Here is a 15,798-nt window from a genome sequence, read left to right as displayed (position 1 = left end):
TGGCAAAGTAATGAGTCTAAACTCTGTTTGAAGGGCGTCAATACTTTCCGCATTGGTGCTGAGTATAAAGTAATTCCACAGTTTGCTTTGCGTGCCGGATATAATTATAGTAGCTCTGCTTTCAAGAAGGATGCTATTAAGGCATTGCCTATAGAGTCCATTAATACTGATACGGATTATGCTAATCTTAAGTCATTGAGTAATTACACACTGGGTATCGGTTACAGAGGCTCTGCATTTTATGCCGATTTAGCTTACAAATATTCAGTACAGAAAGGTGATTTTTATCCTTTCGATTCTTCTCAAGATGGCGAAGTAGGACTTACTGCTGCTAAGCTGACTAATACTCGCAGCCAGGTGATATTATCTTTAGGTATGCGTTTCTAAAAGAATAACAATATAAGCAAATAACCTTTCATTGCAAATACCTTGTGTATTAAATTCGAGTCCCCGGAGAGATAGCAGTACTCCGGGGACTTTTCTTGTCTAATTTCTTAATACTCTATTTTATCTTCTTTCTCAGCCCATGCTTCGAAAGCTTTGATGGCTTCATTGTGTAGCAATACTTCTGAGGGTAGTTTGCGATCGGCAGGTTTTAAAGCGATTTCATCATATATGAAAGAGTCGTCGAAACCTATATTTTTGGCGTCAGTCTTGTTGTTTCCATAATACATTTTGTCCAGTCGAGCCCAATAGATAGCGCCGAGGCACATGGGGCAGGGCTCACAAGAGGTATAGATTTCGCAACCACTGAGGTTGAAAGTACCTAGTGACGTGGCTGCTGCACGAATGGCACTGACTTCGGCATGCGCTGTCGGGTCACATGAGGATGTCACACGATTCGTTCCGGTAGCTATGATTTCTCCATCTTTGGCAATGACGGCACCAAATGGGCCGCCACCGTTAGCGACATTCTCCGTGGAGAGCTCAATCGCTTTTCTCATAAGTTCTTCTTTGGTCATAATAAAAATGATTATTTTTAGAGTTACTGACAAAGATAACAATGTTTTCTGTATTTACCAATACCAACCTATGCCTATAGAAGCCGGATAGAGTTCGGGTCCTTTATTCTTTTCAAACAGAGAAGTGAGAGCGAAACGGGCATTGAATCCCAAGCAACCATAACCGGCCTGTAGCAGCAGATTCATGCCAAGCGGATGGGTATTCAGCTTGCTACTCAAAGTATGTTTCTTATCATCATATTTGGCTCTGGATTTAACCCCTACACGCCATTCCACTTCCGGACCAGCGGCAATGAAAGCACGGCGACTGCCGAATTTGGTTTGCCATTCCAGACTGACAGGCAGACGGAAAGCCCAATAGCGCAGCCAGCTCTTTTGGTAATCCACATCTTCGGCTTGCCGGCAAACGGTGATGCCGTCTACTTTCTCAAAGCCGTAATTGTCATCCAGTTTATAGACGATACGTGCTAAACCGAGGGTGGTGGTCAATCCCCAATGATTGTTACGGGTTATGGCAACTCCGGTATTAAACAGATTGATACCCCATTCCCAGGATTTCGAGCCAAGTTGAGGTACTTTGGCAGAGTACTGAAATGTATTGCTTGCCAGTTTGTTAAAGCCGAAGTAGATGGCAGGGTAGTGAGGATCAAAGCGGTAATAGCCTTTTTTCTTCTTCACGAAAGGTACGGAAACCGTTGTGGTTCGTTCAATGCTGCGGCCGTCCAGATACACACCTTCAAATACCTGGGTGTTTTCGATGGTGTCATTGTCGGCTTTTGCCTCATACATTTTCACTTTGATTTTGCCATCATGTTCTTTAATGATGATCTTCCGTCCGTTGAGATAGAGAGTTGTATCTTGCGGGATGCTTTCTTGTGCCACGACTGTCATGGAAGTCATGATAAGGAATAAAAAGAAAATTCGTTTCATAAGTTTTATTATTTGTGATTTATAAATTTCAGAATTAGTCTTTGCTGAATATCAGTGTAACAAGGTCGTCACTGTCTATTTCGCCTTCGATATAGATAAGTGTGGCTTCTCCTTTCTTGCCGAGCCGGAATAGTATGAAGCGGTTTATTTTATCTTTTACCGGAGGCAACTGGTAGTATCCCGATTGAATATGCCCGTCTGTCACCACTTCTTTTATTTTCCTGGCATGTTCCCGGTCGGATTCCAGACACCGGTAGATGTCCGGTAATGCCTTTTCTGCCTTTGTCAGTTTCAGGCTTTGGTAATGGGTGATGTCCCAATTCTTGGATAACATCTTGGACAGTTCCACGTAAGTGGCCCCTTTCTCATTGCCGTATTTCTGAAATACGGATGCTATTTGCAGCCCTTTCTGGGCGTACATACCGGTACTGAACAAGAGCAGCAGGCAGCATAGCAGGGTATGAGTGAACTTTTTCATAATTGTATCTATTAGTTCTTTTTATTATTCAAACATCAGATCAAGCACTTCATCTTCCGTAGTTCGCATATCTCGGAAAGCAGCAAGGGCTTGTTCATGCACCAGGTTTGCATCCGTGTATTGCTTGCCGTCGATAATGACGTAATTTTCCGGAGTGGGGTGAAGGTATCGCTGCGTACCGGCAATGCCGATCACTAATAAAATTCCGGCTGCTATTCCTCCCGCTGTGTAAATAAAGCGACGGCGGAAGGAAGGCTTTTTAACAGGAGCACTTTCTTGCCGGAATGCTTTTGCTTCCTGATCCAGGCAGACAAACAAGGGACGATATACTTGTAACGATTCCGGTACATTTTCTTGCGTGAAGAAACTGCGTAATTCGCGTTCTTCCTCACATGAGGTCTGTCCTTCGAAATAGCGGTCTATTAATTCTTCTATCTTCATACTTGTTTCCTCCTTATTTTTTCTTGTACGGTTTGCAGGTAAATTTCTCTCACTTTTTTTCGCGCTCTCGACAGGTTACTTCGGATGGCTTCCGGATTACAGCCTGTGATGTCGGCGATCTCTTCCGTTTCATACTCCTCGATGTCTTTCATCCGCATGATGGTGCGCTGCAAGGTAGGCAATGAATTAATAATTTCATGCATCAGACGGATTTCGTCTTTTATCTCAAGCAACCGTTCCGGTGTTCCACCGGGAGTGGCATCCTGTACATACTCTAACGGTACGCTGGTGGTATGCCTGGTGCGCCACATATCCATGCAGAGATTATGTGTCATGGTCATGGCGAATGCTTCAATGTTACGGTACTGTTCCAGTTCAAGTCTTTTGTTCCATAGCTTGAGCAGGACTTCTTGTACGGCATCTTCTGCATCGTCCGGACTTTCGGTCAACTTCCGCGCATAATTCAATAGCTTATTGCGGAGGGGTAGAACGGATATTTTAAATTGTTTGAGTTCCATTTACATTACTAAGACGAACGTGTAAGGCGAACGTGACATCAAAAATAAAAAAAAGTGTTGCACAAAGCAATTTTTTGTTTTGCTTTGGCAACACTTACCATTTGGGGGAATATGAACTACTTGAGTGATTCCATATCACTTCATGCAATTATAAGGTCAACCGGACAGAGACTATGCTGTTACCGGATAACAGTACATATACACCCTCGCCAGATTCCAGCATCTCAGTACTGATAACTTCCATATTTTTGTTTTCATTGGTTTCAACGGCATTTGCACGCTTCATTCCTGCCAACGGTATTTCTATACACTGGGTGGCTCCGGTGAAATTCAGCAATACAACCGTTACTTCATTTCCTGTTTCATTGATGTAGGCTGTGGCACATATTCCTGTATTATTCGTGACAGCTTTAATACGGGTAGTACCTGTGGCATACTGCGCGTAATGGGCCATGATGTAACCATTCTTAGCAATTTCACCTTCACCCACCGGGCTGCGCTTGTCATTATCGCCCATCAATCCATAGAAGCGCTTTAAATACCAGTATACGTATGCACTGCAATAGCCCTCCATACACATGTGGATTTCTTTGCCAAGATGGTTGAGGCAGTATTGCCACTTTTGGAATTCCCATGCTGACGGATCATCTGATTTTTCTCCGTCATTAAAGAGATGTTCCGTCATCCACCAGGTCTTTCCATGGATGCGAGGGTAGAGACCGCAGATGTAATCGTGACGATTTTTGACGTATCCATTATCCAGGTCTGTAAAACCTTGATAAAGGTGTCCTGCAATAATATCGGTCTGTGCAAATGCTCCGGCATCATTGATGATCGGATCCGTGTATTCGGGTGGTGTACCACATGCTTCGGGAGACATCAGTCTGACTCCGGTTTCACGAATTTTGGCACCGTATTGTTTCACAAAATCTACCACTTCCTGAGGAGTCCAATAAGTAAAGTCCATATCCGGTTCATTCTGAACAGATATGGCATAAAGATCTACTCCATTCTGTTTCATGAAATTGATGTAACGGATAAGATGATCGGCGTATGCTCCATAGTTCTCTTTTTTGAGATGTTTTACTTCTTTGCCGTTCACCTTGATTTGCTCGGAGAGAGCATCAGTACAGTCCCACGGACATGCAAAAACTATTGCTCCATTGGCCTGTGCCGCTTTAGCCGCTTCTACATCAGCATTCCAATCAGATTCGTTGGGATAAACCATCAGGCGAAGAATGGAGTAGCCCAATCCGCCTTCACCATACATTTGGTCTAATTGTCGGGCAGAAATGAGGTTTCCGCCACACCAAATTTTAGGATTGTACATTCCACCGAATCCTGCTATCGGCTGATATTTTACTGTAGGGTCAATATTAAGTGTAACAGACTTGAACGCCGGTTCCTGTTCTATCAATAAATCGGTAGTCTGCTTGTTGGTTAGGTCAGTAATGTGAATAGTCTGTGTACGTTGTTTCATTGAAGCGTTAGCATTGCAAACCACTTGAATTTTTGTGTATTGCTTTTCTCCATCACTGCTTCCACCTGACATCGGAGTTATACTTTTTACAATATCTCCCTGTTCGAAGGTTATCTCCCAGGAGGTTTTTGCCCATTCTATAACGACCTCTGTCTGGTTTTCACCGGCACTCACTGTAATTGACTTTTTTAGGAAGAGCGCATATGCGCCCTTCCCGTTATCATCAGTCTCCGCATTATTATTATCAGAGCATGCCCAACATGACATTCCCATCAGAAAAATGCATAGATTTCTAATAAATAGTTTCATTATACTTCGGGTTATTTCAATCCTTCAACTATTCCTTCATACATTCCATTTCGATTGTATCCCGAAGTCCAAGGGCAAATCTTGTTACCGGTACTGGTTTCGGTCATACTTGAAATGGATATGCCATATTGCTTGTCCGATGCGATAGTTTTCCGATATTCTTTCATGATGAAAGCTATGTAGTTGGCTGCGGCACTCCGTTCATCGGCGGTCAGTTTACTGGTCTGGATGAACTTACCTTCTGTATCTTCCACCATCATGCTGAGGTCGGATACACGTATCAGTTTACCGGTCTGTGCCAGCTTGTCGAACAATTCGGAAATCATCTCTTCATTGGCTTTCTGAGAAGTGGCGTCTTTGGAATAAACCGCATGAAGAAGGATGTTGTATCCGTCAATACGGGTTACATCATCTGCTTCCCAGGATTTTACCAATGCGATCAATTCATCGGCTTTCTGTCCCATCTCATCAGATTGATTGAAAGTATTGCTGACGAAGAGATTGAGATCAATTTTTGCTGTGTCACGTGCTTGTTTCACGGCTGTACGTGCATATTCTACTTCGCCCAAATATTCACCCCAGTTGAAGGTGTTGGCATCCATGGTTTTGTCAAGTGGTTCGCCTACAATATTCCATACTTTTACAGATTCACCACCGGCATTTACTATACCGCCGATCCATTTATTCATCTCTTCAGTGAAGATATTCTTTTTCTCTTCCGGAGTTTTCTCGATGATGGTATCATCAGCTTTCCAGTGGAGGTTGATATTATCGATGTAAGCATGCCACTCACCCGAGCCTGAACCTACGGCCAATTCTATCTCGGTCAGATCTTTCATGGAATTAGGTATAGCGATCTTTCCTCCTCCCGTAGCTTCACCTTCTTTCAGGAATGTAATATAAATCTTGTCTCGTCCCCATTTGTTAGCTTCACAACCGAAGTTGAACGGTCCTTGGCCGCAGTTGAATTCTTGTCCATTAATCACTACCCGCATGCCGTCGCCCCAGCCACCTTTACCATCTATCAGGTACATGTCGAGAGAAAGACCTATGTAGTCACCTAACGTTCTTCCGTTTTGCAATTTTACTGTGAATTTAGGATAAGATCTATTGCAAGGGGTAGCAGCTGTACCTACGTGTAATACTTTACCACTGCCTTCAGGATCATTTTCTACAACGGAAGAGTTTCCGTTAGTCATCGGATAAGACGTTCCAAGTTCATCTTTTTCAAAGTCAATTTTAGTAACACCTGTTCCGGGAAGCTCATAATTCATCACGATGTTATCGAGAAAATATTGTGCTCCTCCAGAAGCGGAACCAACGGCAAGCTCAAATTCAGTAAGTCCTTTCATTTCATCCGGCAATATGAAGCCTGGAGCTGTAGCGCTATTTAAGCTGATGACCGCTCCACGATTCCAAGTGTTGGGATTACAACCAAGTCCTTGAGCATTTGTACCTACGTTAAATTCTTGTCCATTGATAAAGACTCTTATACCGGCTCCATATATACCATCACTGTTTACAATACGCATATCAATGGTCAGATTGACGTAATCGCCCAGTTTTCGACCTTCCGGTAACTTGACGTTGAACTTAGGATGTGAATAGGCAGCCTTGTTATCGTCGGTACCTACATGCAGTGCTTTACCACTCTTCCCATCCGGATCGTTTTCTACTACAGCCTGACTTCCTCCGGTCATACCGTAAGCTTTGCCTAGTTCATCATTCTCGAAGTCACAAATCACAGTTTTACCTTTCTCGGGTACGAAGGGAATAATGATGGGCTGTATCAGTTCATTATAATAAGCGGTGCGTTGTCCCTGATTGGAACAGAGCGTACCACCATAAAGCGTTATGTCCGTTCCTTTGACAGCATCAGCTACTAATTGCATTCCGCCAAAATCGAAGGAACCATCCTCTTTCAATGAATTGACGGGAGTGATAGAACCACCAATATCTATGCCATCAAAATTGCTAAGTATGGTGCTGTAAGCAATGTCTTTCTTTAAAAAGTCTGTTGAAGACAAGTTTGCCGTAAACTTGAACGGAGAACTGGCATCGCGGGTAATGTACGATTTCAGCAAATCAAAGCTGGCCAGGTATTCGCTGTTGGCCACTTCTTCAGGCTTTTCTACCTGAAGGTTGCAGTCATACTTATCGGTGCATGCCATAACCGTTGCACACATCATGGCAATACCGATTATCTTATGATTAAAGTATTTCATGTTTTCTTTGTTTAAACGTTTATACCAGATAATACTATCTTATTTCTATCTCGAATGACTTGCCACCTTGTACGGCACGACTGCTTAACACCAACGTATCTTTGGTGGCGTACTGCATGTTTTTGGTTTTAAAGTCAATTGTATAGTCCAGATAGATAGCATTACGATCTTTACCGCCAAGGCTGTTCTTTTCGCCCTTCTTCACAAATTTACCGGTACCGGAAATGATAAGATCATCGGAAGTACTACCTACTGTGCAATTACCATCTTCGGTAAAAGTCAAGCTGAGGTTGTAATTGAAAAGATTACCTTGCGCATCCTTGGTTGATAAGGATAGAATATTGTCTTTCAGGCTTTCAGTTGTAATATTTACTTTCTCATCCTTCTCTACATATTGCTGATGGCGTACCAATTGCGAAGAAACGCCGTTTATCACAGCTTGATCCACTCCACGACGCAGGTACTCACCATGCCAGGGATTGACATACTTTACAGCATAAAGTACAAAATTCTTGGGTTGTACACTCCAGTCGCCACTATTTGTCAACATGGGGTTTGCTACGACTGCCTTACCCTGAAGGATGGAGTCTGCACCCTGTACGCCTGTCATCTTCAGAGGAATCACGTAATAATTATCAAGAGTCTTTTTATCGGCAAAGAATGCATCGGTAAACTGTACCTCTACACCACCTATAACTTCACCCTTGGGAATATTGATCTGGTTGGCGGCCAGGGTATAGTAGGAGGTGGGCATAGGGGTAACAGGAGTGTTACTTCCTTTGAAATAGAGGTTTTCGCAAAGCGATTCATCTACCTGAGTATCAATAATTACATTCTTGCGGTTGGTATAACCACCACCCCAAGCTGCTTTAATGGATACTTTGTGCTGATTATCCAAAGAGTTATCGAGGAATTCGTCTTCTCCCAATTCAATGGTACGCAAACCATATTGATTGGCAAAATATACAGTTTGATAATCGAAGTCGGAGAATTCATTGTCAGAGCTTTCGCACGCGGTGAAAGACAAGAGTAATGAAGTCAGTCCGATATATGCTAATTTCTTTTTCATATCATGCTATTTTATTAATAGTGTTCACAATTTTGTTTATTTCCATCCTTTATTCTGGATGAGGTTGCTGTACTTCAGTATCTCAGAGTTGGGGATAGGGCAACAGTACATATAATCTTCATACGAACGTTCTTCTACGGTTATCTTCTGATAGCTGTTACCATTCCAGCTAATGCCATATACCGGTTCGTTCAGGTCGGCTTTCCAGCGACGGAGATCCCAAAAACGGAATCCTTCGAAGCAGAGTTCCAATCGACGTTCGTTGCGGATCAGTTCGCGCATTTTGTCTTTGCTGGCAGCGCATGCTTCCAGATAGGCATCATTGGTACCACCTATGCCGGCACGTTTCCGGATGGCTTTGATTACATCGTAAGCGGAGTAATCTCTGCCGTTGGCGTTTTTCGGTCCCCAAGCTTCATTGGCTGCCTCAGCATAATTCAGGTACATTTCAGTATAACGGATACGGGGTGTGTAATGCGGCTGTTTGGAAATGGATGCCGGATTACAGTTCACATCCATGCGCAAGCGTTTTCTCATGTAATAGCCTGTTCGGGTCGAGCGGTTTTCGGTCACGTTAACACCGTCTTGATTTCCCTCATTGATGTTGATTGTTATACTCTTCTCACTGATTGTACTTCCATTGTAAAAGATGTATTTGCCCAAGCGGGGATCGCGTCCAGCATAAGGATTGTTGGCATCGTATCCGCTGGCTGCGTCATTGATGGGGTATCCATTGGCCATAGGGAATATATCGACCAGATTCTGCGACGGATTCATATAACCATTACCGTACAAACTCGGTGGGAAATTTTGTGATTCCTGGTCGTTATCACCACTTCCTTTGTTTCCTCTCCATAAGATTTCATTTGGATTGGCACCATCCTTAATTGTATTTATAATAGTAGGTGAGTAATATTCCACTCCGTCGGATGCTAATCCTGATAGACCTCCTTTATAGTCTATTACAGCAGCTGCGGCATTAGCGGCATCCGCCCATGTGGCAGCGTTGGAAGCATCTTCAAAGAAGGGACTGGCAGCCAGTACGGCTGTGCGTGTACGGAAGGCACGGGCTATGATTCCGTTATACAACTGACGTGCTTTGGCACCCATAACGGTGTTGTATTTACCGACGTCTTGTGTGAGACTCTGGAAATCTGCAGGAACGCTTCCTGAAACATCTTCATACTCATAAGGAAGTCTTTTCTCTGCTTCGGAAAGATCATTGTAGATTTGTTCTACACAAGCCTGAAACGAAGCACGCGGTTGATTGAAATCCGACTCTATTGTCTGAGGTTCTGTAAATATGGGTACACCGAGCAGTTCGCCATTTGCACCAAAACCGGCATGGGCACGAAGCAGATAAAAATAGAACATCCCACGGAGTCCGTAAGCTTCACCAGTGAGGCGTTGCGCAAACAATTTGTTCAGTTCTTCATCATCCGACCATTTTACGCCTCCCACATGCTCCAGGAAGAGGTTGATGTATTGAATGGCACCGTAGGAATTGGTCCACTGATTCTGTGGATTATATGAACTTGTAGTCCAGGCACCGGTGGCCATTTGCAGATACACATTACTTGGCTGGTTGGTTACGGCGTCATCCGTGCCATACTCGCTGTTATCGTAATAGCCCGGAATCAGACTGTATACATTGTGCAATATTCCCCGTGCGTATTCCGCATCGTTGTACATGTTTTCCACGCCTTGGAAGTTTTCGATGGCTGGTGAAAACAAATCATCACAACCGGTGAGCATCAGGGCACCTATTATAAAAGGTATAATTTTCTTTTTCATAATCTTCTTCTTTATTAATCAATAAAATCAGAATGCAGCCTTGAAACCTGCATAGAAGTTACGGCATTGAGGGGAACCGGTACTCAGCTCCATATGCTTCCGCTCTTTAGAGATGGTAAGCAGATTGCTACCTCCGCAATAAACACTTAAACCACGAACAAACGTTCCTTTGAAAGTATTTTCAGGGAAGTCATACGTCAACTGCACTTGGTTCAGGCGGAAATAGTTACGCTTATACATCCAGAAAGTGGAATTGCGGTAGTTATTGTCACCATTGGTGGTGGTCAGACGTGGGTAGGTGGCCACATCCTTTGTATCTTCGGTCCAACGTCCCCATACCACTTCTGAGAATTTGCTCGTACCGCGGTTCCAGTAGTAGGAACTGCTTTTAAAGTCTACAGAACCGGTCTGACCTGATCCCATGGCAAATAGCGAGAAATTTTTCCACTTCACAGTTAAGTTCAATCCGAAGGAGAAAGGAGGAGCTGACCAACCGTTCTTTCCTAATTCAATTTGGTCCTTGCTGTCGATTACACCATCCTCGTTAATGTCTTTGTACTTCAGGTCACCGGGCTTTACAGTACCAAATGTTTGACGGGCATGATTGTCTATGTCAGTCTGATCCTGGAAGAAACCTTCGCATACATAACCGTAGGAAGCATCGAGTGCACGACCTTTGCGATACTGGTAATCTTCGTCGTAAAGTTCGTCACGTTTCAGAGCTTCAGAGGAGTATACCATACCATTGAAACCGAGTGTTACGTCAAAGTCGCCGAATTTCTTGTTGGCACTCAGCGCGAAGTCAAAACCACTGCGTCTGTCCTCGTTATAATTGATCCAGGGCATGAAAGTGGAATTGCTGCTTAAAGCAAAATAGGAAGGATAGATAGAAGATGAACCTTGGGTGAGCAAGCCTTTCGTATCTTGTCTGAAGTAATTCGCATTTATTTTCAGCAGACGGTTGAACAGTGTGGCATCAATGCCGGCACGGAACTCTTCACGTGTGATGAAACCCAGATTGGGGTTATCACCGCGTTTGGAAGCCGGAGTCCATCCGCCGGCTGTTCCATCATGCCATTGTACATAGAAGCCCTCGTTTGTTCTTTTGGAGAAAGTGCCTTTATACAGATAATAGTCGGTGATATCGAGATCCTGATGCAGGTTGGCATAAGAAGCTGTGATTTTCAGATCATCTATAAACTTTACATTCTCCATGAACTTCTCTTTGCTGATCCTCCAGCCCAAAGTGACTGACGGAGAGAAAGCGTTACGCTTGCCTTCGGGTAATTTGGCCGAATGGATCACGGCACCACTGAAATCGGCATAATACTTATGATTGTAATTGTAGGATGCCCGTAAGCCTAAGTTCACATTACTGGTACGGTGATAATCACTGCTTTCATGGTTTTCGTCAGCAGAATTCTGCGTTTGATAACCCCAACCTATGAATGTGGCTGCTACATTGTGGTATTTTGCGAAAGTGCGGGCATAGTCGAACTGTGCACTGAACGTCATGGTCTGATCGTAAGTGGACTTGCCGACATATTCATTGCGATCTTTTTTGTCTTCATTGTGCTTCTTCAAGGCAATAATCATATCTTTGCCATTCACCTGAGACCATGTAGGTTCATAAACAGCATAGGTCTCGCTGAAAGCTTCCGAATAGTAAGAAGTATAGTCTACACTATAAGAAGTCTTAAACGTCAAGCCTTTCAAGAATGAACCCAGATCGGCGGCAAGGCTGACATCGAACATAAACATACGTGCCTTTTCCTTAACATATCCGGCAGCCAGAAGATCAGCAAAAGGATTGGTCATGTCGGAAGAAGTTCCTCCAAGCAGATATTTGCCGTCAATCAGGTGATTACTGTTGGTAATATATTCCTGTATTTGAGCGACGCTGGTATCCATCATGTCGATGGGTAATAACGGCGCAAACCAGTTGGGACGCAAGGTGGATGCGGTTCCCCAAAAGTTTCCGCGGCCTGCATACTGATTGGTAAAGACAACTGCCGCATTGGTAGTAGCCTTTAGCCATGAGGCAAGTGTCATGTCTACGTTACCGCGTACATTGAAACGCATATTGTAGGCATTCTTTGATTCACCATATTTCAGCAAGTCGTTACTATAATCCATACCGAAATTCAGGTAATAGTGTGTGCGATCATTACCTCCATATACTTCACCTGTCACATCTGCATTATAATATGCCTTTTTCAGATAGTCCGAACTATAGAAATCAATATTCGGATAACGATAAGGATTGGTTCCCATGGCAGTGTTGTAGATATCTGATGCGCTGTATTTGGGGGATAACCCGTCATTACGGCAAGCTTCATTGTAAAGGGTCATGTAGCAGTCTGAATCCAAATATTTTGGATAAGATTTGGGAACATTAATGCCTGCATTGCCCCGTACGTCGATGCGCATCGGTTCATTTTTACCGCGTTTGGTAGTGATCAGGATAACACCCTTTGCCGCACGGCTACCATAAAGTACCACGGCAGCAGCATCTTTCATTACCGAAACACTTTCTATTTCCGAAGCGCGTACATTACTTGCACTGCGGGGTACTCCATCCACCAGGACAAGTGCTTCTTGCCCCCATACGTTGCCGGTGTATCCACCTATCAGACTTTCCAGTCCAACTAAGCTACTGGAACTATTTACTTTTTTGGTCAGTTCGGACGTGTTGACCGTAGAAATGGCATGCGTCAAGTCTTCCTGGGCAACCGTACCGAAAGCCACATTCACCAGGCTATCTTTGTTTTCTTCTTGCGCCTGGATACCTCCTGCATGAAACAGAGACATGGCGAAAACAGTACAGCCAATATATATAAACTTTCTATTCATTTTTTGCGTCATTATTAGTTAATACGTCAAGATTACCATCCGGGATTCTGGTAGAACCCTTCATACATGCTAACATCCTTTTTAGGGAGCGGATACCAATAGTGTCTGTCGGTATATTTACGCTCAAGCAATACTACTTCACGCAAGTTCTTGATAGCATTTTCTTCCGGTTCGTCATAATTATAGTCATTAGGATCGGCACGGTCGAACTCAATCTTGGTCTTCAGTGTGTAAGGATATTGGGTGAGAAGCATCCAGCGGCGAAGATCGATAAAACGGAAACCTTCGAAAGACAGTTCTACGGCGCGTTCACGGCGTAATTCGCTCAGGAAGTCAGCAGTACTACCCAGGAACTTGTCGAGTACGGGAGCTACCCCGGCACGTTCGCGGATCTTGTTCAATGCCTCTTCGGCTGTGAGTGAGTAGGTCGCAGCTTTACCCTTCGGACCATTGTAGCCTACAGCCGTAGCTTCAGCATACATCAGATATACATCTGCCAAGCGCATAAGGCTGAGGATCATGATATTATTTTCTTTATAACCGTCAACCGTATTCATCAATTGCGGACAGAGTTTGCTGTTCATATAGGCTGTGAAGCAACCTTTCTTTTCATTTGCTTCTTCACTCTCTCTACCTCCGGTGAAAAGTTCTGCCGTTCCACCTGCACCACCGGTACTTTTCCACTTCACACCATCGAACATGATGGTTTTATAGAAGCGTGGGTCGCGGTTTTTCCAGGGATGTGTGGGATCATAGCCTGATTCGGCATCTGCCTTTGTCATGTCATTAATAGGGTAACCGTTCTGCATGCCATAGTAGTTTACGTAGTTGGCGGTAGGATAGCATTTAATACCGGAAGACTCAATGGATTGAGGTCGGAAGTCGTTAACCATATTCCAGCGCCAGCGTCCACTATAATCCTTGATATTCTCCATAAAGATGGACTCTTTTACTCCGTTCAGCTTGCCGCTTGAGTTATGCAACAGGAAGATGTCGTTATATTCGGAGAAGTCAGCCAGTTCATAACGGTTGGTCGATTCGGTGAGGGCAAGGGCTTGTCCGAGAGCATCGGCACCTCGTTTGCACAACTCTGCATTGTATTCCTTTGCACCTCCGGAAGCCCAGTTCATCAACGGACTGCCTGCCCAAAGCAAGGTCTTGCCCTTATAAGCTAAAGCCATGATACGGTTGATACGCATATTGTTTTTGCCTAAGGTCACTTTACCGGCGGTGGTTGCATCCCAATCAACAGGAAGTAGACTGGCTGCATGTTCAAAGTCGGCTACGCATTTTTCCGCACATTCTTGCCATGTAAGACGGGCTAACGTGGGAGTTACATCCGAAGACAACACTGTATCAATATACGGCATGCCGCCCCACCATTCCATTAACATAAAGTGGTACCATGCGCGGAAGAAGTAAAGTTGTCCTTCTATGAGATTGCGTTCTTCCTCGGTGGCGCTTATCAGATTGCTGAGGTTGGCGATACCGATATTGGCTTTACGGATGGCATACCAGGAGTTGGCCCATAAGTGACCTTTATCAGTTCGGTTGTTTGAACCTGCCGAGCCTTGATTGTTCGGGTAACCATAGTAAACAGTAGTCCAGGCCCAGAAGTCTCCGTTGTCCACACTACGGGCTTGCATACGCATTTCCTGTGGTTCCCAGTATTCATCTTCACCATAGTTGAAGCAAGTATGTCCGGCATCTTTGTTGTTTGAAACTACCGGGATACAATTATAGAGTTCTTCAGTGAAACCCTGAAAGTTCATAAAATTCTTGTAAGGGTCATTATCCTGGTAGTCACTTTCCGGAGCTTTATTCAGATAGTCTGTACATGAGGTCATCCCCATTATGCCAGCCATTGCAATAGCCGACATCATAAATAGTTTATTTATATATTTATTCATAATTATCTCTTCGTTATTATAAGGTTATGTCGATACCAAAATTGAAGCGGCGTACCGTAGGGTAGGCACCGTCCGAAGAGCCTGTACCGTAGTTGGCTTCACGGTCATCCGGCATGTCGGTCCACATGTAGAGATTATCGCCGTTCAAGTAGAGACGGCAGGAATTGATGCCCATTTTCTTCAGCCAATTGTTCTTGAATGTATAGGAAAATTCAACATTCTTCAGACGAAGGTAAGCACCATCATACCAGTAACGTGTTCCGGTAGCAGCTGCGTCTACAGTAGTTCCCCAGCGTGGAGTGGGTAGGGTGGCATTACCTCCCGGTGTCCAGTATGAACCTTCTGCATAAGCTACGTGGGCTGTAGAACGGAATGTCGGGAAATTGACTTCACGGGTTACATTGGTTACGCCATAGAATTGGGCAAAGCAACTGAAGCCTTTCCACTCAAAACCGAGAGAGGCATTATAGGTGTTCTGCGGTGTACTGGCATACTGATAAGGAGCACGGTCGTCGTTGTCAACTATACCGTCACCGTTGAAGTCTATAATATTGTAGTCGCCCGGTAACTTCATGTCATTTCCGGTTGTCCAATTACTACTACCTATCACATCGTCCCAGGTAGCCAAGTTTCCATGGTCGATATATGAATATACTTGGTTGATGGCATGTCCGGCTCCCTTCTGATAAGCAGGTAGCAAAGGAGCGTCGTCTCTGAACTTGATCTCATTGATGGCGTGAGTCATACTGGTGTTCAGCCAGGCACGTAGACCATTGTTGAATACATGATTCAAACGTAATTCTAATTCATAACCATGACTGTTTACTTT

General features: G+C 44.1%; 11 protein-coding genes and 2 pseudogenes. 1 reads left to right on the top strand and 12 read right to left on the bottom strand.

Features of this window, described 5'->3' with window-relative positions; genetic code table 11:
* Positions 1–387 (top strand): annotated as a pseudogene (locus BACCELL_RS25285) (TonB-dependent receptor); the annotation flags it as partial.
* 107 nt (positions 388–494) lie between these two features.
* Here the strand turns inward: BACCELL_RS25285 and BACCELL_RS25280 are convergent.
* From BACCELL_RS25280 to BACCELL_RS25225, 12 genes and pseudogenes are all read right to left on the bottom strand, one after another.
* A complete protein-coding gene (locus BACCELL_RS25280) occupies positions 495–962 on the bottom strand; it encodes a nucleoside deaminase (protein WP_007215027.1) in 468 nt (155 codons plus the stop codon).
* 54 nt (positions 963–1,016) lie between these two features.
* Entirely contained in the window at positions 1,017–1,892 is an 876-nt protein-coding gene (locus BACCELL_RS25275; RefSeq protein ID WP_007215026.1) for an outer membrane beta-barrel protein, read from the bottom strand.
* A 34-nt stretch (positions 1,893–1,926) separates the two neighbouring features.
* Positions 1,927–2,370 (bottom strand): DUF6108 family protein, encoded by a 444-nt coding sequence (locus BACCELL_RS25270; protein ID WP_007215025.1) that lies wholly within the window; start codon positions 2,368–2,370, stop codon positions 1,927–1,929.
* Positions 2,371–2,394: 24 nt separating this feature from the next.
* Positions 2,395–2,811 carry a hypothetical protein gene (locus BACCELL_RS25265; protein ID WP_007215024.1) on the bottom strand — a complete coding sequence of 139 codons (417 nt, stop codon included), beginning with the start codon at positions 2,809–2,811 and terminating at the stop codon, positions 2,395–2,397.
* Positions 2,808–3,329: an RNA polymerase sigma factor gene (locus BACCELL_RS25260; RefSeq protein ID WP_007215023.1), complete on the bottom strand. Its 522-nt coding sequence runs from the start codon at positions 3,327–3,329 to the stop codon at positions 2,808–2,810. The genes BACCELL_RS25265 and BACCELL_RS25260 overlap by 4 nt, the downstream gene beginning before the upstream one ends.
* Positions 3,330–3,477: 148 nt before the next feature.
* Complete coding sequence (locus BACCELL_RS25255; protein WP_007215022.1) at positions 3,478–5,118, bottom strand: glycoside hydrolase; 1,641 nt, start codon at positions 5,116–5,118, stop codon at positions 3,478–3,480.
* 11 nt (positions 5,119–5,129) lie between these two features.
* A complete protein-coding gene (locus tag BACCELL_RS25250; protein WP_007215021.1) occupies positions 5,130–7,343 on the bottom strand; it encodes an endo-1,4-beta-xylanase in 2,214 nt (737 codons plus the stop codon).
* A 34-nt stretch (positions 7,344–7,377) separates the two neighbouring features.
* Positions 7,378–8,412: a DUF5627 domain-containing protein gene (locus BACCELL_RS25245; RefSeq protein WP_007215020.1), complete on the bottom strand. Its 1,035-nt coding sequence runs from the start codon at positions 8,410–8,412 to the stop codon at positions 7,378–7,380.
* A gap of 36 nt (positions 8,413–8,448) precedes the next feature.
* Complete coding sequence (locus tag BACCELL_RS25240; RefSeq protein WP_007215019.1) at positions 8,449–10,206, bottom strand: RagB/SusD family nutrient uptake outer membrane protein; 1,758 nt, start codon at positions 10,204–10,206, stop codon at positions 8,449–8,451.
* Between the two features lie 27 nt (positions 10,207–10,233).
* Positions 10,234–13,059, bottom strand: coding sequence for a SusC/RagA family TonB-linked outer membrane protein (locus BACCELL_RS25235; protein WP_025726478.1), 2,826 nt, complete (start codon positions 13,057–13,059; stop codon positions 10,234–10,236).
* Positions 13,060–13,091: 32 nt separating this feature from the next.
* Positions 13,092–14,969 (bottom strand): RagB/SusD family nutrient uptake outer membrane protein, encoded by a 1,878-nt coding sequence (locus tag BACCELL_RS25230; RefSeq protein WP_007215017.1) that lies wholly within the window; start codon positions 14,967–14,969, stop codon positions 13,092–13,094.
* A 16-nt stretch (positions 14,970–14,985) separates the two neighbouring features.
* Positions 14,986–15,798, bottom strand: a pseudogene (locus BACCELL_RS25225) (SusC/RagA family TonB-linked outer membrane protein); the annotation flags it as partial.

It is taken from the genome of Bacteroides cellulosilyticus DSM 14838, assembly GCF_000158035.1.
In the GTDB taxonomy this organism is placed as follows: domain Bacteria; phylum Bacteroidota; class Bacteroidia; order Bacteroidales; family Bacteroidaceae; genus Bacteroides; species Bacteroides cellulosilyticus.
This window is presented reverse-complemented; position numbering and strand designations above follow the sequence as displayed.

Coding starts and splice junctions, on each gene's coding strand:
- BACCELL_RS25265 (WP_007215024.1), bottom strand. CDS start 2,811: ATGAAGATAGAAGAATTAATAGACCGCTATTTCGAAGGACAGACCTCA.
- BACCELL_RS25255 (WP_007215022.1), bottom strand. CDS start 5,118: ATGAAACTATTTATTAGAAATCTATGCATTTTTCTGATGGGAATGTCA.
- BACCELL_RS25280 (WP_007215027.1), bottom strand. CDS start 962: ATGACCAAAGAAGAACTTATGAGAAAAGCGATTGAGCTCTCCACGGAG.
- BACCELL_RS25240 (WP_007215019.1), bottom strand. CDS start 10,206: ATGAAAAAGAAAATTATACCTTTTATAATAGGTGCCCTGATGCTCACC.
- BACCELL_RS25270 (WP_007215025.1), bottom strand. CDS start 2,370: ATGAAAAAGTTCACTCATACCCTGCTATGCTGCCTGCTGCTCTTGTTC.
- BACCELL_RS25250 (WP_007215021.1), bottom strand. CDS start 7,343: ATGAAATACTTTAATCATAAGATAATCGGTATTGCCATGATGTGTGCA.
- BACCELL_RS25230 (WP_007215017.1), bottom strand. CDS start 14,969: ATGAATAAATATATAAATAAACTATTTATGATGTCGGCTATTGCAATG.
- BACCELL_RS25275 (WP_007215026.1), bottom strand. CDS start 1,892: ATGAAACGAATTTTCTTTTTATTCCTTATCATGACTTCCATGACAGTC.
- BACCELL_RS25245 (WP_007215020.1), bottom strand. CDS start 8,412: ATGAAAAAGAAATTAGCATATATCGGACTGACTTCATTACTCTTGTCT.
- BACCELL_RS25235 (WP_025726478.1), bottom strand. CDS start 13,059: ATGAATAGAAAGTTTATATATATTGGCTGTACTGTTTTCGCCATGTCT.
- BACCELL_RS25260 (WP_007215023.1), bottom strand. CDS start 3,329: ATGGAACTCAAACAATTTAAAATATCCGTTCTACCCCTCCGCAATAAG.